23 protein-coding genes are annotated in these 21307 nt (G+C 70.9%); 14 read left to right on the top strand and 9 right to left on the bottom strand.

Annotated features, from left to right (window positions below; genetic code table 11):
• The first annotated feature begins 171 nt into the window (after positions 1-171).
• Positions 172-921 (top strand): ThuA domain-containing protein, encoded by a 750-nt coding sequence (locus FJ091_13440; GenBank protein ID MBM4384354.1) that lies wholly within the window; start codon positions 172-174, stop codon positions 919-921.
• 26 nt (positions 922-947) lie between these two features.
• Here FJ091_13440 and FJ091_13435 read toward each other — a convergent pair whose 3' ends face one another.
• Positions 948-1334: a type II toxin-antitoxin system VapC family toxin gene (locus tag FJ091_13435; protein MBM4384353.1), complete on the bottom strand. Its 387-nt coding sequence runs from the start codon at positions 1332-1334 to the stop codon at positions 948-950.
• A complete protein-coding gene (locus FJ091_13430; protein MBM4384352.1) occupies positions 1331-1561 on the bottom strand; it encodes a type II toxin-antitoxin system Phd/YefM family antitoxin in 231 nt (76 codons plus the stop codon). Before FJ091_13430 ends, FJ091_13435 begins: the two co-directional genes overlap by 4 nt.
• A gap of 91 nt (positions 1562-1652) precedes the next feature.
• Here FJ091_13430 and FJ091_13425 point away from each other — a divergent pair, with 91 nt between their 5' ends.
• On the top strand, positions 1653-2321 hold the full coding sequence (locus FJ091_13425; protein MBM4384351.1) for a hypothetical protein: 669 nt from the start codon (positions 1653-1655) through the stop codon (positions 2319-2321).
• Positions 2322-2400: 79 nt separating this feature from the next.
• Here FJ091_13425 and FJ091_13420 read toward each other — a convergent pair whose 3' ends face one another.
• Positions 2401-3207, bottom strand: coding sequence for a hypothetical protein (locus tag FJ091_13420; protein ID MBM4384350.1), 807 nt, complete (start codon positions 3205-3207; stop codon positions 2401-2403).
• The gene (larE, locus tag FJ091_13415) at positions 3204-4049 is read right to left on the bottom strand and encodes an ATP-dependent sacrificial sulfur transferase LarE (GenBank protein ID MBM4384349.1); all 846 of its coding nucleotides are present in this window, start codon (positions 4047-4049) and stop codon (positions 3204-3206) included. Before larE ends, FJ091_13420 begins: the two co-directional genes overlap by 4 nt.
• Before the next feature lie 104 nt (positions 4050-4153).
• On the opposite strand from larE, the gene FJ091_13410 reads away from it, so the two are divergent.
• The 4 genes from FJ091_13410 to FJ091_13395 all read left to right on the top strand — a co-directional run bounded on the left by FJ091_13410 (position 4154) and on the right by FJ091_13395 (position 8649).
• Complete coding sequence (locus tag FJ091_13410; protein MBM4384348.1) at positions 4154-5233, top strand: D-alanine--D-alanine ligase; 1080 nt, start codon at positions 4154-4156, stop codon at positions 5231-5233.
• A 150-nt stretch (positions 5234-5383) separates the two neighbouring features.
• Entirely contained in the window at positions 5384-5794 is a 411-nt protein-coding gene (locus tag FJ091_13405) for a VOC family protein (GenBank protein ID MBM4384347.1), read from the top strand.
• A 115-nt stretch (positions 5795-5909) separates the two neighbouring features.
• Positions 5910-6545 (top strand): hypothetical protein, encoded by a 636-nt coding sequence (locus FJ091_13400; GenBank protein ID MBM4384346.1) that lies wholly within the window; start codon positions 5910-5912, stop codon positions 6543-6545.
• A 214-nt stretch (positions 6546-6759) separates the two neighbouring features.
• Entirely contained in the window at positions 6760-8649 is a 1890-nt protein-coding gene (locus tag FJ091_13395; GenBank protein MBM4384345.1) for an ATP-binding cassette domain-containing protein, read from the top strand.
• On the opposite strand, the gene FJ091_13390 is transcribed toward FJ091_13395, so the two are convergent.
• The gene (locus FJ091_13390) at positions 8646-9941 is read right to left on the bottom strand and encodes an aminoacetone oxidase family FAD-binding enzyme (protein MBM4384344.1); all 1296 of its coding nucleotides are present in this window, start codon (positions 9939-9941) and stop codon (positions 8646-8648) included. The two genes, FJ091_13395 and FJ091_13390, sit on opposite strands and share 4 nt — an antisense overlap.
• A 12-nt stretch (positions 9942-9953) precedes the next feature.
• Between FJ091_13390 and FJ091_13385 the strand changes: the two genes are divergently transcribed.
• Positions 9954-10382, top strand: a complete 429-nt coding sequence (locus FJ091_13385) for a nuclear transport factor 2 family protein (protein MBM4384343.1) — start codon at positions 9954-9956, stop codon at positions 10380-10382.
• Between the two features lie 40 nt (positions 10383-10422).
• Here FJ091_13385 and FJ091_13380 read toward each other — a convergent pair whose 3' ends face one another.
• Positions 10423-11475, bottom strand: coding sequence for a methyltransferase domain-containing protein (locus tag FJ091_13380; GenBank protein ID MBM4384342.1), 1053 nt, complete (start codon positions 11473-11475; stop codon positions 10423-10425).
• 92 nt (positions 11476-11567) lie between these two features.
• Here FJ091_13380 and nth point away from each other — a divergent pair, with 92 nt between their 5' ends.
• From nth to FJ091_13350, 6 genes are all read left to right on the top strand, one after another.
• Positions 11568-12248, top strand: coding sequence for an endonuclease III (gene nth / locus FJ091_13375; protein ID MBM4384341.1), 681 nt, complete (start codon positions 11568-11570; stop codon positions 12246-12248).
• Complete coding sequence (locus FJ091_13370) at positions 12245-12766, top strand: NUDIX hydrolase (protein MBM4384340.1); 522 nt, start codon at positions 12245-12247, stop codon at positions 12764-12766. The genes nth and FJ091_13370 overlap by 4 nt, the downstream gene beginning before the upstream one ends.
• The gene (locus FJ091_13365) at positions 12763-13704 is read left to right on the top strand and encodes an LLM class flavin-dependent oxidoreductase (GenBank protein ID MBM4384339.1); all 942 of its coding nucleotides are present in this window, start codon (positions 12763-12765) and stop codon (positions 13702-13704) included. The genes FJ091_13370 and FJ091_13365 overlap by 4 nt, the downstream gene beginning before the upstream one ends.
• A gap of 177 nt (positions 13705-13881) precedes the next feature.
• Positions 13882-14595, top strand: coding sequence for a rhomboid family intramembrane serine protease (locus FJ091_13360; GenBank protein ID MBM4384338.1), 714 nt, complete (start codon positions 13882-13884; stop codon positions 14593-14595).
• Positions 14595-15404 (top strand): NAD-dependent protein deacylase, encoded by an 810-nt coding sequence (locus FJ091_13355; protein MBM4384337.1) that lies wholly within the window; start codon positions 14595-14597, stop codon positions 15402-15404. Before FJ091_13360 ends, FJ091_13355 begins: the two co-directional genes overlap by 1 nt.
• On the top strand, positions 15401-16279 hold the full coding sequence (locus tag FJ091_13350; protein MBM4384336.1) for a DUF4097 family beta strand repeat protein: 879 nt from the start codon (positions 15401-15403) through the stop codon (positions 16277-16279). The genes FJ091_13355 and FJ091_13350 overlap by 4 nt, the downstream gene beginning before the upstream one ends.
• A 179-nt stretch (positions 16280-16458) precedes the next feature.
• On the opposite strand, the gene FJ091_13345 is transcribed toward FJ091_13350, so the two are convergent.
• A complete protein-coding gene (locus tag FJ091_13345; GenBank protein ID MBM4384335.1) occupies positions 16459-17379 on the bottom strand; it encodes a hypothetical protein in 921 nt (306 codons plus the stop codon).
• A complete protein-coding gene (locus FJ091_13340; protein ID MBM4384334.1) occupies positions 17376-19079 on the bottom strand; it encodes an AAA family ATPase in 1704 nt (567 codons plus the stop codon). The genes FJ091_13345 and FJ091_13340 overlap by 4 nt, the downstream gene beginning before the upstream one ends.
• 120 nt (positions 19080-19199) lie before the next feature.
• Between FJ091_13340 and FJ091_13335 the strand changes: the two genes are divergently transcribed.
• Positions 19200-20015, top strand: a complete 816-nt coding sequence (locus FJ091_13335) for a hypothetical protein (GenBank protein ID MBM4384333.1) — start codon at positions 19200-19202, stop codon at positions 20013-20015.
• A gap of 23 nt (positions 20016-20038) precedes the next feature.
• On the opposite strand, the gene FJ091_13330 is transcribed toward FJ091_13335, so the two are convergent.
• Entirely contained in the window at positions 20039-21250 is a 1212-nt protein-coding gene (locus FJ091_13330) for a cytochrome P450 (GenBank protein ID MBM4384332.1), read from the bottom strand.
• Between the last annotated feature and the right edge of the window lie 57 nt (positions 21251-21307).

Genomic DNA, 21307 nt, shown 5'->3' with positions numbered 1-21307 from the left:
CCGTAGAGCTACCGGCCGCTCGCGGGCGCGAGTGACTGCGCTTCATCGGCACTCCGCACGCGCCGAGAGAGCGCCATTGCGGCGGGAAATCGCGGCCCGGCACCTGCGTGCGTGTTGCTGGCGCGCTGCGCGCTCGTGCATGCTTGGTCTCCCCGATTGCGAGGAGGCGACATGAGCAAGCCCATTCTCGACGCGGTGCTGGTCGCCGCGGGCAAGTACCACGACATCGACTTCGCGCGGCTCGAGCTGCTGAAGCTGCTCGCCGAGCACGACAACCTGCGCGTGAAGGTGTGCGCCGACTACGCCGACACGGACGCGATTGCGAAGGCGAAGTTCCTCGTCACCTACTGCTGCGACGTGCGGCCGACGCAGGCGCAGCAAGACGCGCTCGCGGCGTACGTGAAGGGCGGCGGGCGCTGGATCGCGCTGCACGGCACGAACGCGGCGCTCGACTTCACGCCGAAGGGCGTCGACGCGCCGCGCACGATCCGAACGCTCGCGCACACGCTCGGCAGCCAGTTCATCGCGCACCCGCCGATCCAGCCGTACCACGTGAAGGTGAGCGCGCCGAGTCATCCGCTCGTGAGCGGCGTGAAGGAGTTCGACACCGACGACGAGCTCTACCTCTCCGAGTACCACGACCGCGACAAGCTCACGGCGCTGCTCGAGACCGAGTACTCGGGCAAAGCGCAGGGCTTCGCGGCCGAGGATTGGTCGCACACGAAGCAGCACCTCGTGATGTACCTGCGCCCGCTCGGCAGCGGCTCGGTCCTCTACAACACGCTCGGCCACTGCCGCGGCCACTACGACATGCGCCCCGTCGTCGACTTCTACCCGAAGATCGAGCGCTGCTCGTGGGACAAGCCGGAGTACTACGAGTTGTTACGGCGCAGCATCCGCTGGGGGCTGGGGGAGATATAGAGAGGAGACTCGCCGCATCGCATCGATCACCAGATTGACTGGACGTGCTGGTAATCGCGGATCCTGTCGTCCGGAGTGACGAGCGGGACCGAGCGCTCCAAGGCAGTGGCGACGATGATGCGATCGGCCGGGTCCGGGTGAAACGCGCCAGGCAGCCGTGTGCTGCGAATCGCGATCCGCGCCTCGAGTTGAACGACATCCACGCCCGGCAGCGCGAGGGCCGCCTCGACCCAGTCCTCGATGGGCCGATCCAACGCGATTCGCCGTTTCGCGACGAGCATCGAGAGCTCCCAGATGCTGATTGCGCTGACCAACAGGCGATCTGCACTCTCGAGCGCGCGTTTTGCCGCACGCGAGAGACGAGCCGGCTCACTCGTCCTCCAGATCCACGTCGAAGTGTCGAGCAGGATCACCGAGCGGCTTCCCAGTCCTCTGGTTCGAGAACCGGCCTCGTCAGGTCGTCATCCAGGAACGTCACCGAACCGAGCAGGTCGTCCGACGCCGAAGAGACTGGACGCAGCTCCGCGACCGGGACACCGTGCCGCGTGATGCGGATCGGCTGGCGAGTCTTTTCGACGAGGCGAACCAGCTCCGTGGCCCGCTGCCGGAAATCCCCGACGGCGACTTCTCGCTTCGGCATGCTGGTTCTCCTTGGCAATGGACTCGCTGCAGTCTAGCCGTAAATTTCGGCCATCTCGCTTGCCGCTGAAGCGAGCGGCCGATCAAAGCTCATGACGCACCACCGGGACCCCACCCTCTCCGTCGTCGTCGCGCCCACCGCGGCGCGCGGTGCGTTTCTCGCGGGCGCGCTCGGGGCGCTCGCCGCGCAGCGCGATGCGCCCCCGTTCGAGGTGATCGTTCCGGTCGACGAGTCGATCGCGCACGCCGAGCTGGCCGCGCGCTTTTCGCGCGTGCGCTTTGTCGCGGTAAGCGGCACCGCCGAGCTCTCGCGCTCGCGCGATCCGGGCATCGCGCACGAAGCGATCGACCTGCGCCGCAGTGCCGGCATCGCGGCAGTGCGCGGCGAGATCGTCGCGCTCACGGACGAGCACGCGCGCCCGCGCGCCGACTGGTGCGCGCGCATCGCAGCGCTGCACGCAGCGCAAGCGCACGCAGCGATCGGCGGGGCGATCGAGAACGAGCGCGACCAGGCGCTCAACTGGGCCCTCTTCTTCTACGACGCGGGCCGTTACCAGAACCCGCTCGACGCGGGCCCGGCGCAGTTCGTGAGCGACCTCAACGTCTCGTACAAGCGGGCCGCGCTGGAGCGCGTGCGCGTGTGGCAGCCGAAGTACCACGAGACGGGCCTTCACGACGCGCTGCGCGCCGCGGGCGAGCTGACTGCGCTCTCGCGCGAGCTCATCGTCGGCGTCGACCGCGGCGAGCTCGCCCTCGGCTAGATGCTGCGCGAGCGCTTCGCGTGGGCGCGCCTCTACGCGGGTCGCCGCGCGCGCTTAGCCGAGTCAGGCGATCACTTCGCTACGAGAGATTCGCCTCGCCCGTCGCGCCGTCCGCGTGGGTCCACGCCAGCGAGCGTGAAGCGGGATCCGCCACCGCGATGCAGCAGCGATCGGCGGTGCTGCCGCTGAGCGGAAGCTCGGGCGGCGCGACACGCCTGCGCTCTGCGTGCTCGACCTCGACCGCGGCAGCCGCGCCCGTCGTGTCCGCGAGCACGATCAGCGCGCACCCGCCGCCGCGGCGGCGTTCGATCCACTCGACGGCTTTCTCGACGCGGTCGAAGCGCTGCAGACAGTCCTGCGCGAGGAGTGCGGCGGGCGCGCTGCACTCGCCGGCGGGCGCGCCCAACAACACCGCGCCCACCGCCAGCCCGTGCTCGTTCACGCCGAGTAGCGGCGCGACGTGCGCGAGGGCGATCAGCTCGAGCGAGCGGTAGTCGGTATCGGGCGCGCTCTCGCGCAGCGCGATCAGCGCGTCCGGCGGAAGCGCGCGAGCGAGCGCCGGGCCGCGCGCGCCCGTCACCACGCGCAGCGCATCGGCGGGCGCGCGCTCGGGCAGCGCAGAGATCTCCGCGAGCGCGAGCACCGGCACCTTTGCGCCGCGCGCGAACCCGGCCGTGCGCTCCGCCATGTGCGGGAAGTAACGGTACGTGTCGCGCTCGACCGCGCGCTGCGCCGCGGGCGGGCGCAGCGTCGCGAGCATTCGCGCGAACGCGCCGCCACCTCGCCTCGCCACGAGGGCGCGAATCTCGGCGCCGAACGCCGCGCCTTGATCGAGCCCGAGATCACGCGGCGCGCCGTGACAACGGACGCGCGGGAAGCCGCTCATGCCGTCTTCGGGGCTCCGGCGATCGTGAGCACTTCGTTGAGCGCGCCGGTGCGGTAGCCGTCGAGATCGAGCGCGACGTAACGGAAACCGAGCGGCTTGATCGCCGCCGAGATCGCGCGCGCCATCTCAGGCGTCAGGGCGCGGGCGAGCTCGCTCGGCTCGATCTCGACGCGCGCCATTGCGCCGTGGTGGCGCAGCCGCACCTGCCGGAAGCCGAGCGCGCGCAGCGCCTCCTCGCCGCGCTCGACTTGGCGCAGGCGCTCCGGCGTCACCTGAGTGCCGTACGGGAGGCGCGAAGCGAGGCACGCGCTCGCGGGCAAGTCGGCGGTCGGCAAGCCCACGGCGCGAGAGAGCGCGCGAATCTCCGCTTTCGAGAGCGCCACATCGAGGAACGGCGAGAGCACGCCGTGCTCCTGCGCGGCGCGGTGGCCGGGCCGGAAGTCGCCCTGGTCGTCCGTGTTCACGCCGTAGGCGACCGCGTCGAAGCGCAGCTCGTTGCGAAGCTTTGCCATCACTTCGAACAGCTCGGTCTTGCAGAAGTAACAGCGGTCCGGCCCGTTCGCGCGATAGCCAGCGCGCTCCATCTCGTGCGTGTCGACGAAGCGGTGCGCGAGCGCGAACTGCGCGACGACTTCGTCTGCGAGCTTGCGGTGGCTCTCGGGGTACGAGGGCGACACCGCCGTGACCGCGAGCGCGCCGGCGCCGAGCGCGCGGTGCGCCGCCCAGGCGAGGTAGCTCGAATCCACGCCGCCGCTGAACGCGACCATCACGCGGCCCGCGGCGCGCAGGCGCGCAAACAGCGCGTCCTGCTTCGCGAGCGTGTCGGCGGTCACGTCTGCCATGGCCGCGCACGCTAGCCCTTGATTCGTCGCTTCAGAACCCGCGCGGCTGCGCCGTTGTCTTGTTGCTGCGAGTCTGTGAGAGATTCGAGGCTGAGGGGGAACGCGTGGCGAAGATTCGCGTCGGCATCGTGTATGGCGGTCGCTCGGTCGAGCACGAAGTCTCGATCAACTCCGCGACCTCGATCCTGCAGGCGCTCGATCCCGCGCGATACGACGTCTCGCTGATCGCGATCTCGCACGATGGCCGCTGGCACATCGGCGGACCGAAGATGCTGCCCGCCGCGGTCGTCGCTGCGCCCGAGGTCACGCTGCCCGCGATTCCGGGGCAACGCACTTTGGTGTCGGCCGACAGCGGCAAGCCCGCTGCGCAGCTCGACGTGATCGTGCCCATCGTGCACGGCACCGGCGGCGAGGACGGCTGCCTGCAGGGCTTCCTCGAGCTCGCGGGGGTGCCGTACGTCGGCGCCGGCGTGCTCGGCTCCGCGATCCAGATGGACAAGGACGTTTCGAAGCGCTTGCTCGCCGCGGCCGGCATTCCCGTCGTGCCGTGGGTGACGGTACGCAAGCACGAGCTCGCGATGCTCGACACGCTGGTCGACCACCTAACAAGAGTGGTGGGCCTCCCGTGCTTCGTGAAGCCCGCGAACACCGGCTCCTCCGTGGGCATCAGCAAGGTGAAGACGCGCGCCGAGCTCGCGCCCGCGCTGCGCGAGGCCTTCCGCTACGACGAGAAGGTGCTCGTCGAGCAGGGCGTGAACGCGCGCGAGATCGAGATCGCGGTGTTGGGGAACGAGCGGCCCGAAGCCTCGGTGCCGGGCGAGATCGTTCCGCACAAGGAGTGGTACGACTACGAGGCGAAGTACCTCGACGAGACCACCGAGCTGATCGTGCCCGCGCAAGTGAGCGAGAAGCTCGCGGCGGAGCTGCAGCGCCTCGCAGTGGAGGCGTTCCGCGTGCTCGAAGGCGCCGGCCTCGCGAGGGTCGACTTCTTCGTCGAGAAGGGTACGGACCGCATCTGGCTGAACGAGCTGAACAGCCTGCCCGGCTTCACGCAGGTGTCGATGTATCCGCGCCTCTGGCAGGCGAGCGGCGTCTCCTACCCGGCGCTGCTCGATCGCCTGATCGAGCTCGCGCTGATGCGCGGGCGCAGCCGCGAGAAGCTGGAGCGCTCGTACAAGGTGTGAGCAGCGAGCTGGGTGCGGGCAGGTTGCGGGAGATGGCCGTGGCGACGCGCATGGCGGATGCAGCCGGCGACGCTGCGCGTCGCGGCTGATCCGCTTGGCGGGACGCGGCGTCACTTGGCGCGCTTGCTTCGATCGAGCAGATTGCGCGCCATGCCTCTGCGCATCCTCGGCCTCGATCACGTCGTGCTGCGCGTGCGCAATCTCGATGCCGCGCTGCGCTTCTACCGCGATTCCCTCGGCTGCGCGATCGAGCGTCGCATCGATGCGCTCGGTCTCGTGCAGCTCCGCGCCGGCGCGTCCCTCATCGATCTCGTCCCGATCGACTCGCCGCTCGGCAAAGCCGGCGGCGGCACGCCCGCGCCCGACGGCAAGAACGTCGACCACATCTGCCTGCGCATCGACGCGTTCGATGCGGACGCGCTCGCCGCGCACTTGCGCGCGCACGGCATCGACCCCGGCGAAGTCGGGACTCGTTACGGCGCCGAAGGCAACGGGCCGTCCATGTACGTGCGCGACCCCGACGGCAACGTGGTGGAGCTGAAGGGGCCGGCAGACCGCTGAGCTGACAGCGCGCCGCGCTCACATGAACGCGCGATGAAGCGCTCGCTCGAACCACTCGCCGTGACGCATAGGCTTGCCGACGTGGGGCGTGAGTCCCGGACGAGGAGGCGACGCGATGCGTGCACGAGCGAGAGCGTGTGAGCAAGAAGACTTCGGCGCGTATGCAACGTCCGTCGTACTGGTCGTCGCGATGGCAGTGACGTGGATGCTTGCGACGTGGCCGAAACCGCACCGTGCGATCTTCGAACGCGCGCCGAATTCGTCGCCGGTACGAACCTTGCGCTTCTGGCTGTTCGAGTGGGGCCAGCGCAGCGTCGAGGTTGAGGTGGATGCGACCGGAGCGGAGCGAACGCTCATCGCGCGAGAGTTCTCATCTCCGCGAGGGCTCGCCTTCCGGCGGGGTGAGGAACCGAGGCGAATCGTCGAGCGAACACTCGGCTGGGACGACTGGACAGCGCTAGCCGATGGCCTCGCGACCGCCGACTACTGGAGTCTGCCGGCTCCCCTCACATTTCTTCACGGCGAGCCGCGCGATTGGTTCTGGTTCCCGGCGAAGCCGCTCCCTTGTTCCATGCACTTCGGCGACAGCGGCTTCTTGATGCTGCTCGCGGTTGCTGACTCCACGCGCTCCCATGCGACCGACTGTTGGGGCGGTGGTCCGATTCTCGAGACTGGCGATCTCCTCACGAGGCTTGCCTTCCTCGACTCGCCGGAATCTCGGCAACGAGCACACAGGGCATGGCACCAGTGACGCGTGTTCGATCCGAGCCTTCAGCCGACCTCGCCGGGCGGACTCGATGGCGCGTTGTGGCACCTCGAAGCCGCTGCTCCCGGCAGATCACACCGTGCGCGATGGTCTCGGCGCGTCGATCGCACCGGTCGCGTGTCATCTCCTCGACCTCGCGAACCTCGAGGGCGCACCGCGCTGCTGACCGCGCGCCTCACCTCCCTATCTTCCCGCGCCCATGCCGCTGCTCTCCTTCGACCGCGTCGCGATTTCCTACGGCCGCGCGCCGCTGCTCGAAGACGCGAGCTTCCAGATCGATGCGGGCGAGCGCGTCTGCTTGATCGGGCGCAACGGCGCGGGCAAATCGACCTTGCTGCGCGTCGTCGATGGCGAGGTGACGCCGGACGCGGGTGAGGTGTGGCGCGCGCCGGGACTGCGCATCGCGCGGCTCGCGCAGGAGCTCCCGCTCGGCGACGACACCACGGTCTACGACGCGGTCGCGGACGGCCTTGCGGAGCTGGGCGCGCTGCTCGCGCGGTACCACCACGCGGCGCACGACGCGGGCAACGATGCGAACGCGCTGCGGCGCATGACGGAGCTGCAGCACGAGCTCGAAGCGCGGGGCGGCTGGAGCCTCTCGCAGCGCGTCGATGCGATGATCGAGCGGCTCGCGCTGCCGGCGGACGCGAAGCTCGGCGCCCTCTCGGGCGGCTGGAAGCGGCGCGTGGCGCTCGCGCGCGCGCTGGTGTGCGATCCCGACTTGTTGTTGCTCGACGAGCCCACCAATCACCTCGACATCGAGGTGATCGAGTGGCTCGAAGCGCAGCTCGCCGAGTTCCGCGGCGGCGTCCTCTTCGTCACGCACGACCGCGCGCTGCTGACGCGCCTCGCGACGCGCATCCTCGAGCTCGACCGCGGCCATCTCACGAGCTGGCCCGGCGACTACGCGCGCTTCCTCGAACGCCGCGCCGCCGCGCTCGGAGAAGAGGAGCGCCACGACGCCGAGTTCGACAAGAAGCTCGCGCAGGAAGAGGTGTGGATTCGCAAGGGCATCAAGGCGCGCCGCACGCGCGACGAGGGCCGCGTGCGCGCCCTCGTGCGTCTGCGCGAGGAGCGCGCGCAGCGACGCGAGGTGGAGGGCACGGCGCGCATCGCGATCGACGCCGGCGAGGCCTCGGGCAAGCTCGTGGTCGACGCGCAGCGCGCGAGCTTCGCGTGGGGCGAGCACGAGATCGTGCGCGAGCTCTCGCTGCGCATCATGCGCGGCGACCGCATCGGCCTCGTCGGCCCCAACGGCGCCGGCAAGAGCACGCTCTTGAAGTTGCTGCTCGGCGAGCTCGCGGCGAACAAAGGGACGATTCGCCTCGGCACGCGCCTGCAGGTCGCGTACTTCGATCAGCTGCGCGCGCAGCTCGAGCTCGAGAAGAGCGTGTTCGACAACATCGCCGAGGGCCGCGAGTACACCGAGGTGAACGGCGAGCGCCGCCACGTGCTCGGCTACCTCGCGGACTTCCTGTTCGAGCCCGAGCGCGCGCGCACGCCTGTGAAGGCGCTCTCCGGCGGCGAGCGCAACCGCTTGTTATTGGCGCGGCTGTTCGCGCAGCCCGCGAACCTGCTCGTACTCGACGAGCCGACCAACGACCTCGACCTCGAGACGCTCGAGCTGCTCGAAGCGCTGCTCGTCGACTACCCCGGCACGCTGCTGATCGCCTCCCACGACCGCGCGTTCCTCGACAACGTCGTCACCTCCGTGCTCGTGTTCGAGGGCGAGGGCCGCGTGCAGGAATACGTCGGCGGCTACTCGGACTGGCGCCGCCTCGCCGACAAGCAAGCCGCCGCGCGCGTCGCCCGCGCGCCTGACAAGCCCGCGCCCGCCGCGCCGCCGCGCGAGAAGCCGCGCAGCGCGAAGCTCTCGTACAAGGAGCAGCGCGAGCTCGACGAAGCGCCCGCGAAGATCGAAGCGCTCGAGCGCGAGCAAGCCGAGCTGCACGCGCGCATCAGCGAGCCGGCGTTCTACAAGAGCGACGCGCAGGAGCAGGCGCGCGTGCAAGCGCGCGTGGCGGCGATCGCGCCGGAGCTGGAGGCGGTGTATGCGCGGTGGGAGGAGCTGGAGGGGAGGCGGACCTAATCGCCCTGCGCTTCCGCCACCGCCTCTCCCACCTTCCGCCCCGTCACCCACGCCCACAAGAAGTTGAACCCGCCGATGCGTCCCGTCGCGTCGAGGATCTCTCCCGCGAAGTAGAGGCCCGGCACGCGGCGCGACTCGAGCGTGCGCGTGTGCACCTCTTCGAGCGGCACGCCGCCGCCCGTCACTTCGGCGGTGCGGTAGCCCTCGTCGCCGGCGATCTCGAGCTCGCAGGCGCCGAGCATCTCCGCGACGCGCGTGCGTTCGTCTCTCGTCAGGCGCGCGCAGGCGCGCTCGGGGTCGACGCCGGCGCGCGCGACCAGCGCGTCGGCGAGGCGCTTCGGGAGGTGGGCGCGCGCGAGGGCCTGCACGGTGCGCGCGCCCGCTTCTCGCAGGCGCGCGTCCCACGCGCTCGCGTCGTCGCCGAGCCACGCGGCGAGGAGCCGCACGTCGCCGTGGTCCGCGCGCGCGAGCTGGTGCGAGATGTCGAGCGCAACAGGGCCGCTGAAGCCGCGGTGAGTGAAGAGCATGTCGCCGGTGCGCGCTTCGAGCAGCTTGCTCTCGCGCACGGCGCTGAGGCGCGCGCGCACGCTCACGCCGGCGAGATCGGCCCAGCGCGAGTCGCTCGCGAGCAACGGGACGAGCGCGGGATAGCGGCGGCGCAGCGTGTGACCGAGGCGCTCGGCGGCCTGATAACCCCAGCCGTCGCTGCCGGTCTTCGGCAGCGAGAGACCGCCAGTGCACAAGGCGGCGCGCTCGGCGCGCAGCGTCTCGCCGCTCGCGAGCGCGAGCTCGAAGCCGCTCTCGTGCTTGCGCAACTCGCGCACTCGGACGCCGGCGCGCAGCGTCACGCCCGCGCGCTCGCACGCGCCGAGCAGCGCGCGCGTGATCTCGCTCGGATCGTCGCTCGCGGGAAACACCTTGCCCGTTGCCTCGACCTTCAGCGCGATGCCGAGGTCGCGCTCGAAGAACGCGCGCACCTCGGCGAGCGGCCACGAGAAGAGGATGTTGCGGAGCGCGTTGCGCGAGCCCTCGGTGTGGAAGTCGGCGAGCGAGGCCGCGCTCGGCAGCACGTTGCAGCGCCCGCCGCCGCTCACGCGGATCTTCGCGCCGGGCTTCGCGTGCGACTCGAGCAGCAGCGTGCGCACGCCTGCGCGCGCCGCGAACAGCGCCGCGAGGAGCCCCGCTGCGCCGGCGCCGATCACGACGAACGGCCAGCTCGCGTCGCGCGCGCTACCGCATTGACTTCGCTCGGCTCCGAGGACTCCGCCTCGCTGCGCGCTTCGCTTGCACATGGAGAAATCACGATGACGCAGGAAGAAAAGAACCGCGCGCTCGTAGAACGCTTCTGGCACACCGTGTACGTGGCGCGCGACTACGACGCCGTGGGGCGCTTCTTCACCGAGGACGGGCTCTACCAAGACGTCTCGGCGCCTGATCCGGGTGGCGTCGGGCCCGCCGGCGTGTCGCGGCGGCTGCGCATCGGACACGAGCCGGTGCAGGCGTTCGATCACGAAGTGCATCGCATGATCTGTCATGGCGATGTCGTGATGACCGAGCACACCGAGACTTGGCGGTTTCACACGGGCGAGGTGATCCCGCTGCCGTTCGTGTCGGTGCAGGTGATTCGCGGCGACCAGATCGCGCTCTGGCGCGACTACTCGGATCTCACGCAGCTGTTAGGGAAGATGCCGAAGTGGTGGCTCGAGCACATCGCGAAGGCGGCGGCGGAGTGAGACATTTCGGCCCGGCCGGAATGTCTCACTCCAGCGCGCGCTACTTCGCGAGCTGCGGCCTCGCGGCGCGCGCGGGCTCTGCGCTCGCCGCGCCCTTGCGGGCCCACACGAAGCGGAGCGCGCCGCCGGGGAGGATCGGCTCGTAGCCGACGTCGGCGAAGCCCGCGGCGTGGAGGGCGGCATCGAGACGCGCGACGTCGGGCAGGGGCGCGAGGTTGTCGTGCGCGCGCAGAAACAGGTCGAACGTGGCGAGCGTCGCGCACACGCCGAGCAAGCGGGCGACCGCGCCCTCCGCGAGCAGGGGCGTCTGAATCGCGACGAGGCCGCCGGGCGCGAGGTGATCCGCGATCCGCGCGAACAGCGAAGGCCAACGCGCTTCGTCGAAGTAGTGCAGGTTGTTGTTGAGCAGCGCGAGGTCGAAAGCGTGTGGCAACTCCACCGCGAAGAAGTCGCCCGCGCGAATCTCCGCGCGGCGCTGAACGTGCGCGGCGTCGAGCGCTTCCTGCGCGCGGTCCGCGACGCTCGCATCGATCTCGACGCCGGTGCCGAGCGCGTCGCGATGGCGCGCGAGGATGTGTGCGAGGAAGTGACCCTCTCCGCAGCCGATGTCGAGAATGCGCCGCGCCTTCTTCGCGCCCGGGATGCGGTGCAGCGCCGCGATTGCACGCCGCTCGCTGAGGCGCGACGCGCGCGCCGTGCGAAGCGCGTCCGCGCGCGCTCCCCACTGCGGGCGCGGAGCGCCCTGCATGAGCTCGGGCAGATGCGAGAGCACGGGCGCATAGGCGTACGCGCTCTGCTCGAGCGACGCGCACGCGGCGTCCGCGTACGCGCCATCGACCAGCCAGCGCGCGAGGCCCGCGATGCGCAGCTCGTCGCCGCGCCGCTCGACGAGACCGTGCGCTTCCAGCGCCGCGAGCCAGGCAGCGCACAGCTGCGCGTCGAGACCGTGCGCCGCGGCGAGCGCATCTGCGCGCGTCCACTCGCGCAGCGCCGCGAACAAGCCTGAGCGCGCGCCCGAGCGCAGCAGCGCCGCGCGCCCCTCGGCGCGAATCAGGGCAGCAAGCGCGGCACCGTGTCGCAGATCCTCGAACATTCGCCGCGTATCGGCGGGCCGGTGGCGGCGCGGGAGTGATGGACGACCCAGAAGCCCGCGGACTGCACGACCCCCGCAGCTACCGTGCCCCGATGCCCACCGAGTCCCACGATGCGCGCCGGCAGCGCGCGGCGCGCATCGCGAAGCGGCTGGCCCGCGCGTACCCGGATGCCCGCTGCGCGCTTGCACATCGCAACGCCTTCGAGCTGCTGATCGCGACGATTCTTTCCGCGCAGTGCACCGACGCGAAGGTCAACGAGGTCACGGCGGTGTTGTTCCCGAAGTACCCGACGGCGCGCGCGCTCGCGGCGGCGGACGCGGCCGACGTCGAGGCGATCGTTCGACCTACAGGGTTCTACCGACAGAAGGCGAAGTCGATCCAGGCCGCGGCGCGGGAGATCGTGGCGCGCTTCGGCGGGGAGACGCCGCGCGCGCTTGAGGACCTAATCACTCTGCGCGGCGTCGCGCGCAAGACGGCGAACGTGGTGCGCGGCGTCGCGTTCGGCGAGCCGGGCCTCGCGATCGACACGCACATGCAGCGCGTGAACCGCCGCCTCGGCCTGGTGCGCGGCGAAGACCCCGACGCGATCGAAGAGGATCTCGCGGCGCTGCTGCCGCCGCGCGAGTGGACGGCGTACACGCTGCGCACGATCCACCACGGCCGCGTGTGCTGCGATGCGAAGAAGCCGCGCTGTGAGGCGTGCCCGCTCGCCGAGGAGTGCCCGAGCGCGGGCAAGGCGCCCGCACCCGCGAAGAAGGCGGCGCGCCGATGAAGCCACCGCGCATCGTTCATCGCGGCCGCTCGATCACGGTGCAGATCGAGGAAGTCGCGCTGCCGAACGGGCGCACCGTGGAGCTCGACCTGGTGCGCCACCCCGGCGCATCGGCCGTGGTGCCGTTCGAGGACGAGCGCACGGTGTTGTTGATCCGCCAGTTCCGCCACGCCGCCGGCGGCTTCATCTGGGAGATCCCGGCCGGCAAGCTCGACGGCGACTCACCCGAGGTCTGCGCGCACAAAGAGCTCGCGGAGGAAGCGGGCCGCCGCGCGGGGCGGCTCGTGCATCTGCTCTCGACCTACACGACGCCGGGCTTCACCGACGAGGTGATCCACCTGTTCGCCGCGTTCGACCTCACGCCCGTGCCGCAGCAGCTCGAGCACGACGAGGTGATCGAGGTCGTGCCGACGCCCCTCACGCGCGCGCTCGAGATGATCGACGCGGGCGAGCTGCGCGACGCAAAGAGCGCGCTCGCGTTGTTGTTGGCAGCGAAGCACCTCGGCGTCTTGCGGTGACGTCTCGCGCCGAACGCACGGCCGTCGCGTTCACGTGGCATCAGCTCGCGTGGGAGAAGTTGCTCGCGCTCGTGCAGCGCGCGGAGGCGCTCGGCTACGCGGCCGCCTACGTCGACGGCGATGTCTCGCAGATTCCGAGCCTCGGCGAGCGCGACGTGCTCGACGGCTGGACCGTGACGACGGCGCTCGCGCAGCGCACGCAGCGCATCCAGCTCGCGTCGATCCGCCTCGCGCATCACTGGCACGCGGCGAAGCTCGCGCAGTCGTTCGCGACGCTCGAGCGCATCGCGCCGGGCAGGCAGCGCGCGTTCCTCGCGATCGGGGCACAGCTCGCCGACGCGCGCTTCGGCCTCGCGCTTCGCCCCGCACGCGAGCGCATCGCGCAGCTGGACGAGTTGTTACGAGCGCTGCGCGCGCTCTGGCGCGGCGAGGAGGTCTCGGCGCAGGGGCGTTTCGTGCGACTCGATCGCGCGCGCGTGCGGCCCGCGCTGGCGGCGCCGCCCGTGGTCGAGCTCGCCGCGGCGCGCCCACGGATGCTGGCGCTCGTGGCCGAGCACGCGGACGCCTGGAACATCAACGTCGCGCCGCTCGCCGAGCGCGTCGCCGCAGCGACAGCGCAGCTCGAAGCCGCCTGCGCCGCGCGCAAGCGCTCGCCGCGCGAGATCGAGCGCGTGCTCCAGGTCTTCGCGCGCCCCGCCCTCGCCCCGGATTCGCCCGAGCTGCTCGCGCAGTTCCGGCGCTTCCACCCCTGGTTCGCCGACGTGCCCGACACCGACGTGTGTCGCGCCGTGCTGTGCGGCGGCCGGGAGGCAGCCCGCGCGCAGCTCGCTCGCATGCGCAGCGAGCTCGCGCTCGATCTCCCGGTCGTGGATCTCACCGGCCTCGCGCCGGCAGCCGCCGCCGACGCCCTCGACAATTTCGCCCCGGCGCGGGCCTGAGCTGGGGTTTCTCGTTGACCCCGCTTCGCGGCCACGGTTAGGATGCCCTCATTGCGCGGCCCCGCGCCCCCCGCGCAGAATCCAGCACGAACCCATCGGTAGGCCCGCCACCGCGCGCATCGCTCAGGTCGCTCCGTGCGCCCGGCCGAAGCGGGCAACACAGACGGAGCGAGACGCGTGTACGGACGAGGCGGCGCACAGATGCGATTCGGGCCGGCGCACACGCCCGACGTGATCAAGTGGCTGCTCGGCGTGCACGTCGCCCTCTTCCTCGCGCAAGGCTTCGGCATCGCCGCGTTCATGTACGTCGAGCCGCAGCTCGTGTGGGAGCACGGCCAGGTGTGGCGGCTCTTCACGTACATGTGGGTGCACGGCGGCCCTTGGCACCTCGTCGCGAACCTGCTGATGCTCTGGATGTTCGGCAGCGAGATCGCGAGCGCGTGGGGAACCGAGAAGTTCCTGCGGTACTACCTAATCACTGGCACCGGCGCGGGCATGATCATCGCGCTCTGGCAGGGCGCGCTCTTCTACCTCGGCCTCTCGGGATCGACGATGACGCTCGGCGCATCGGGCGCGATCTACGCGGTGCTGCTCGCGCACTCGCTCACCTGGCCCGATCGCCGGATTCTTCTGATCATCCCGCCGATCCCGCTGCGCGCGCTCTATCTGATTCCGTTCCTGTTCCTCATGGACCTGATCTTCGCGACGCCGGGCGTGAGCCACGTCGGCCACCTCGGCGGCGTGCTCGTCGGCCTCGCGCTTCTCGCGGGCAGTGGCGATGCGGGCATCACGATCTCGCAGCTGCAGTACAAGTTCCGCCGCTGGCGCATGCGCAAGAAGCTGCGCGCGCTCGACGGCGACGACGAGCGCCGCCGCAGGCAGTACCACTGATGAGCAGCGACGACTTCACGCTCACGCCCGAGCTCGATGCGCGCATCGCGCAGGCGGCGCGCATGCTGCGCGCGGCTCGCTCGGTCGTGGCGCTCACCGGCGCCGGGCTCTCCGTCGAGAGCGGCATTCCTCCCTTCCGCGGTCCTGGCGGGCTCTGGACGAAGTACGGCGAGCCGCCGCTCGACGGCTACCAGCGCTTCATGCGCGATCCCGCGAAGGCGTGGCGCGAGCGCCTGAACCCGAAGGAGCCCTGGGCGATCGGGCTCGCCGAGACGCTCGGCGCCGCGAAGCCGAATGCGGGCCACCGCGCGCTCGTCGCACTCGAAGAGATGGACCTGCTCGACACCGTCATCACGCAGAACGTGGACGACCTGCACGGCCAAGCCGGCCAGCGCGGGCTGCTCGAGATCCACGGGAATCACCATTGGCTGCGCTGCCTCGGCTGCCACACGCGCTTCCATCCGCGCGCGATCACGGTCGACCCTGATAACCTGCCGCCGCTCTGTCCCGAGTGTGGCGGCATCGTGAAGGCCGACACCGTGAGCTTCGGCGAGCCGATTCCGCCGCGAACGCTGCGCGCCTGCATCGCCGCCGTCGAGCGCGCGAACTGCATTCTCGTGATCGGCACGTCGGCGACCGTGTACCCCGCGGCCGAGTTTCCGATGGACGTGCTGCGGCGCGGCGGAAACGCGATCGAGGTGAACCCGTACGAGAGCGAGTTCACGCCGTACGCGAGCGTTTCGCTGCAGGGCCCCGGCGGCGCGGTGCTCACGCGGCTGGTCGAGCACGCGCGGGGGACGCAGTCGTGAGCTGGCAGCGCGACGAACACGATGGTGAGGGTTCGTCGCGCTTCGGCGGGTTCCTGCGCTCGCTGCTGCAAGGCATCCCGTGGCGCGAGCGCGCGGAGCTCGAAGAGACGCGCATGCTGCCGGCGCCCCGCGGCGGCCTCGCGATCGAGAACGAGAACGGGCGCACGCAGGTGATCGGCGAAGAGCGCAGCGACGTCGCGCTGAAGATCACGCGCGCAGCGCGCGGCGAATCGCTCGAAGACGCGGCACGCCGCGCTGACGAGATCAAGGTCACCGCGCGCGACGTGAGCGGAGAGCTCGTGGTCGAGGTCGACGTGCCGGGCCGCTTCTTGTTACGGGGCAAGGCCGACCTCGAGGTGCGCGTGCCGCGTGCGACGCGCGTGAGCGTGAACAGCTCCAACGGCACGGTGCACGTCTCCGGGCTGCGCGCTCCGCTGCGTGCGCACTCGAGCAACGGACCGGTACGCGTGGCCGACATCGTCGGCGACGTCGAAGTGCACACCTCGAACGCGCGCGTGCACGCCGATTGCATCTGCGGACGCATCGTGGCGCGCTCGTCGAACGGCAAGATCGATCTGCACGAACACAAAGGCTCGGTCGACGCAGCGACCTCGAACGGGGCGATCTGGTGCCAGCTCGCGAGCGTGGACGCGCAGGGCATCGTGCTCGCCACGAGCAACGGCCGCATCGAGCTCGATCTGCCGGAGCAGGTCGACGGCGATGTCGACATTCGCGTCGACAACGGCGTGATCCGCGCACAGCGCGAAATGCCGTGCGCTCCGCAAGAGAAGGACGGCCGCCTCAAGTGCACGCTCGGCCGCGGCGGCGCACCGATCAAGCTGCGCGCGAGCAACGGCAGCATCTCGCTGAAGTGAGCTGGCGCCGGCTCGCGCTCTCCGGGCGCGCGTTCAAGCCGCGGTGCGCTTCGCCTCGTTCGACCGCGCGGACCCGATCTTTCGGCTCGACGTCGAACGTGCGCTGTGGGTCCTCTGGGAGCGCGCGGGACAGCCGGACACGCGCGCGGTGAGGCGGCGCTGGCGCGCGGGCTGAGCGATCAGCGTTCGCCGACTCCGCGCTTCAGCTCTTCGCCCTCGAACGCGAACAGCACGCTCGAAGGGCGGATCTCCCGAACGATCGCGCCCTCGATCACGTCGCCTTCGCGCAGCTCGCGCGTCTCGCCGCCGGCGCTCACCCACGCGCTGCGCTTCTCGGCGGCGGGGTGCCACTGCGTGCGCTCGACGACCAGCGCAGGCGGGGGGCTGGTCGCAGCAGCAGGCGCCGGCAGCTCGGGCTCCGGGCTTTGCGCGGGCGCGGGAGGCGCCGGCTTGTCGCGAACCGGCTCCGCGCGCGCGATCGGAGCATCGCGCGGCGGATCCGGCAGCGCCGGCGACACGCTCCGCGCAGGCGCATCGTGAGTTGTTACGCCGTCTCGCGCCGGCTCTGCTCCTGCACGGCGCGCCGCGAGGCGGCGCAGCGCTTCCGCACGCGCGCGCTGCTCCTCCAGTCGCGTCTCTGGCGGGATCTCGGCGCCCACCCGCGGCTCCGGTTGGTGGCCCGCCGCCGGAAGAGTCGAGCTCGCTTGCGCCGCTGTCGCATCCCGCACCTCCCTCGCGGCGAGCTGCCTTCGCACGTCGGCGTCGATCTCGTCGCCAGCGAGTGGCGCGCCGCGCCGCGGGAGCGCATCGGGCTCCGCCCGCGCGACCGCCGCGGCCATTTCCTCCGGCGAACGGGTTGCCGCTGGTGGCGATGCGGGCGCGGGCGTCGGCGCGGGGTCGCTCGTCGCCACGAAGTATGCGGCGCCGCCGAGCAGGCAGAGCCCGATGCCAGCGGCGATCGCGATGCGTTTGTTAGGGCGGGCGGCCGTCGCGCGCGGGGCGCTAGCGCCAGCGAGGACCTGCTCTCCGAGCGTCTTCGGCCCCGCCTCGGCGCGGCGCTCCTCGTCGAGGCGCTTCAGCGCCTTCAGGATCGTGCTCACGCCGCGGGCTCCGCGAGACGCGGCGACGGCGCGCCAGACTCCGGCAGCGCCCCGTAGAGCATCAGCTGCGTGAACGGCCCCACCGCTGCGTCAGGCGCGATTCCCTGTGCGCGCTGGAAAGCGCGTACGGCACGCGCAGTCTCCGCGTCGAAGCGGCCCGTGGCGCCCCCCGCGAAGAGTCCCAGCTGCGTGAGCGCGTTCTGCAGCCAGATCACCGCTTCGGTCTGCTCGCCTCGTACGAGCAGCTCCGGCAGCTGCGCCGAGTTCCGCCATGCGACGTACGCCGTGCGATCCCAGTGCGCCGCGAGGTCGCTGAGGGGCACGCTTGCCGAGCCCTCGAAGGCGAGCCCGCGCAACCGTGCGGAGTCCGCATCGATGCGCTCCAGCAGTACCGGCCGCGCCGCGCCGTCGAGCGCCTTCAGCATGAGCAGCGCAGGGCGATCGATCTTGCGCAGCGCGTCGAGGTCGCTGCTCACGAGGGCGATCACGGAGAACCAGCGCGCGCGCAGCTGATCCTGCACCTGCCCGATCGAGAGCACGTCCGCGCCCGCGCGCGGCTCACCCCAGGCTTCGAGCAGCGCGTCGAAGCTCGCGGCACCCGTCGCGGCGGGCGAGAGCCGCGCGAGCGCCTCGGCGAGATTCACGCGCGGCTCGGCGGGCGGCGGCGACGACACCTCCGGCAGCTCGAGTGCTCGCCGGGGCTCGGCCACCCGCTCCTCTCGCGCTCCGGCCGCGACATCGGGCGGCGCCTCCTTCGCGTCACCGCGCAGCCAGCCCGCGCTGAGCGCGATCCCGAGCGCGAGCGCCACGGCCGCCGCGCCCACGAGCGCCGCCACGAGCAAGTCAGGGCGCACTACGAAGCGATCGCGCCAGCTCGCGAAGTAGCTGCCGCCCTTCGGCGGTCCCGCGATCTCCTTCTCCACCTGCGAGACGAGACCGAGGCCGATCGACTGCGACTGCGCGGCAAAACCTGCGAGCAGCGCTCGGTCGCACAGCAGATTGATCACGCGCGGGATGCCGCGCGAGCGGCGGTGCACCTCGCGGGTCGCGAGCTCGGTGAACAGCTCGCGCGCCGCGCCGGCGACCTTGAGGCGATGCGTCACGTACTCGCGCGTCTCCGCCGCGTTCAGGGGCGCGAGCCGCCAGCGCACCGTGATGCGCTGGCGCAGCTGCCGGAGATCGGTCGACTCGAGCTTCGCGTCGAGCTCGGGCTGCCCGAGCAGGATGATCTGGATCAGCTTCGCCGTGCTCGTCTCGAGGTTGCCTAACAAGCGCACCTGCTCGAGCGCGTCGCGCTCGAGGTTCTGCGCCTCGTCGATGATCAGCAGCACGCGCCGACCCTGCGCCTTCTTCTCGAGCAGGAACTGGTTCAGCTCCTCGGTCAGCTCCTGGCGCGTCGCTTCGCCGCCGAGCAGGCCGAGCTCGTGATGGATCGCCTGCAGCAGCTCCATCCCGCTGAGCGGCGGGTTGAACACGAATGCGACCTCGGTGCTCGGGTCGAGCCGGTCGAGCAGCGTGCGGCAGAGCGTGGTCTTACCCGTGCCGACTTCGCCGGTCACCGCGATGAAGCCCTCGCCCTGCTCGATGCCGTAGAGCAGATGCGCGAGCGCCTCGCGGTGCGAGTCCGACAGGAACAGGTACTTCGGATCGGGACTCAGCGTGAAAGGCTTCTCACGCAGGCCGTAGAACTGGGTATACATGGCGCCCCGCGCTGCGAAGAATCCGAGGTATATCAGCGGCGCAATCAGCCGACACCGAATTGTGACGCCTCGCGAGCGAAGCTGAATCGGGTCGGACTCAGATCGGGAGCGGTCGGCGCAATGGTGGACGCGGTCGGCATCGACTCGGGCGCGAGCCTCACGAAAGTGGCAATTCGCAGCGGCGGCGAGGTGGTGCACGAGGTGTTGCCCGCCGGTGATCCTGCGCACGCCGAGAAGCTGGTCGCAAAGCTCTCGCCGCGGCGGATCGGCCTCACCGGAGGCGGCGCCTCCGAGCTGTCCCGCCGGCTCGGCGCGGAAGCCGTGCGCGTGAACGAGTTCGCCGCGTGGGGCGCCGGCGCCACCGCGCTGCTCGATGCCGAAGGCCGCAGCGCACCCCACCCGTTCCTCCTCGTTTCGGTCGGCACCGGCACCAGCGCGATGCTCGCGGACCGCCTCTCGGTGAGCCGCGTCGGCGGCACCGCCCTCGGCGGCGGCACCGTGATGGGCCTCGCTGCGCTGCTGCTCGGCAGCGCGAGCTTCGACCAGATCTGCGCGCTCGCTGCGCGGGGCGACCGCCGCCACGTCGACATGCTCGTTTCCGACATCTACCGGCCCGGCGAGATCGCGCTCACGGGCGACCTAACAGCTGCGAACTTCGGCAAGCCCGTACTGCGCGACGGCCACAAGCCCGCGCCCGAAGACGTCGCGAGCGCGATCATGGGCCTCGTCGGCGAGAACGTCGCGCTGATCTGCGCCGGCCTCGCGGCCCCGCACGGCCTGCGCCAGATCGTGTTCGGCGGCTCCACCCTGCGCGCGAACCCGAGCCTGTGCGGCGTCCTCCACCAAATCACCAGCGCCTTCGGTCGCGACGCGATCTTCCTCGAGCGCGGCGAATACGCCGGCGCAGTAGGCGCGCTCGAGCTCGCTGCGGCGTAGGCGCGCGGGCCGGACCTGCGCCGCTACCGCACCGTCAGCCTCACGCGGATCTCTTTGTGCGAGTTGTTGAGGTTCGAGCGCATGCGCCGCACCGGGCCCACCAGCTCGAACCCGCGGAAGCGCGCGAAGAACTCCTCCCAGAACACGCGCGCTTCGAGGCGCGCGAGCTTTGCGCCGAGGCAGAAGTGCTCGCCCCAGCCGAACGCGAGGTGCGGGTTCGGATCGCGGCGAATGTCGAAGCGAAACGGCTCGGCGAACACGCGCTCGTCGAAGTCTGCCGACGTGTAGTGCAGCACCACCTTCTGGCCCGCGCGGATCTTGTGGCCCTGGAGCTCGATGTCGCGCGTCGCGGTGCGGCGGAAGTAGTGCACGGGCGTCGTCCAGCGCAGCATCTCCTCGATCGCCGTCTCGAGCAGCTGCGGCTCGCGCTCGAGCGCGCGGTACGAGTCGGGATTCTCGGTGAACGCGACCAGCGTTCCCGTGAGCAGCGTGCGCGACGTCTCGTTGCCCGCGACGAATAGCTGGATGAACAGGCTCGCGAACTCGACCGGCGTGATCGCGGCGTCGCCGGGTGCGTTCACGAGCTGCGAGATCAGATCCGCGCCGCCCTTCCCCTGGCGCTCGCTGGCGAGCTGAAAGCCGTAGGCGCCGAGCTTGAAGCTCGCCTGGCCATTGTTCTGTTCGGGATCGAGCTCGTGATCGTCGCGCCCGATCACGCGGTCGGCCGCATCCACGATCCAGCCGCGGTCGACCTCGGGAATTCCGAAGATCTCGCAGATCACCTGCAGCGGAAGCTGCGCTGCCATCTCGTGCACGAAGTCGCACGCGCCCTTCTCCGCGGCCGAAGTCATTACGGCGCGCGCGCGCTCGCGCAGGAACGGCTCCATGCGTCCCACCAGGCCCGGCGTGAAGCCGACCAGCACCTTGCGCCGAACCTCGCGGTGCTTCGGCGGATCCATCGCGAGCAGCTGACCGCGCATTTGTGCGAGGCGCTGCGGCTCGAGGTCCTCGATCACGACGCCGCCAAGCTCGGCGCTGAACGTGAGTGGATCGCTCGACGCCTCGATCACCGCGTCGTGGCGCGAGAGCAGCCAGAAGCCGTTGCCGTCCGGCGTCGGGTGCCAGTGCACCGGCGCGTGCTCGCGCAGAAACGCGAACTTCTCGTGCGGGAACGCTGTCTCGTATTGCGCGGGGTCGTAGATGTCGATCGTCGCGAGGTCGAAGGCGGCGCTCATGCGGGGCTCCGGAACGAGCCGCGAGCTTGTGACACGCGGCTCTGAAGAGGAAGCCCG

The sequence above is a fragment of the Deltaproteobacteria bacterium genome, from assembly GCA_016875395.1.
Lineage (GTDB): Bacteria > Myxococcota_A > UBA9160 > UBA9160 > UBA6930 > VGRF01.
The sequence above is the reverse complement of the archived record's forward strand: the minus strand, read 5'-3'. Positions and strand labels throughout refer to the sequence as shown.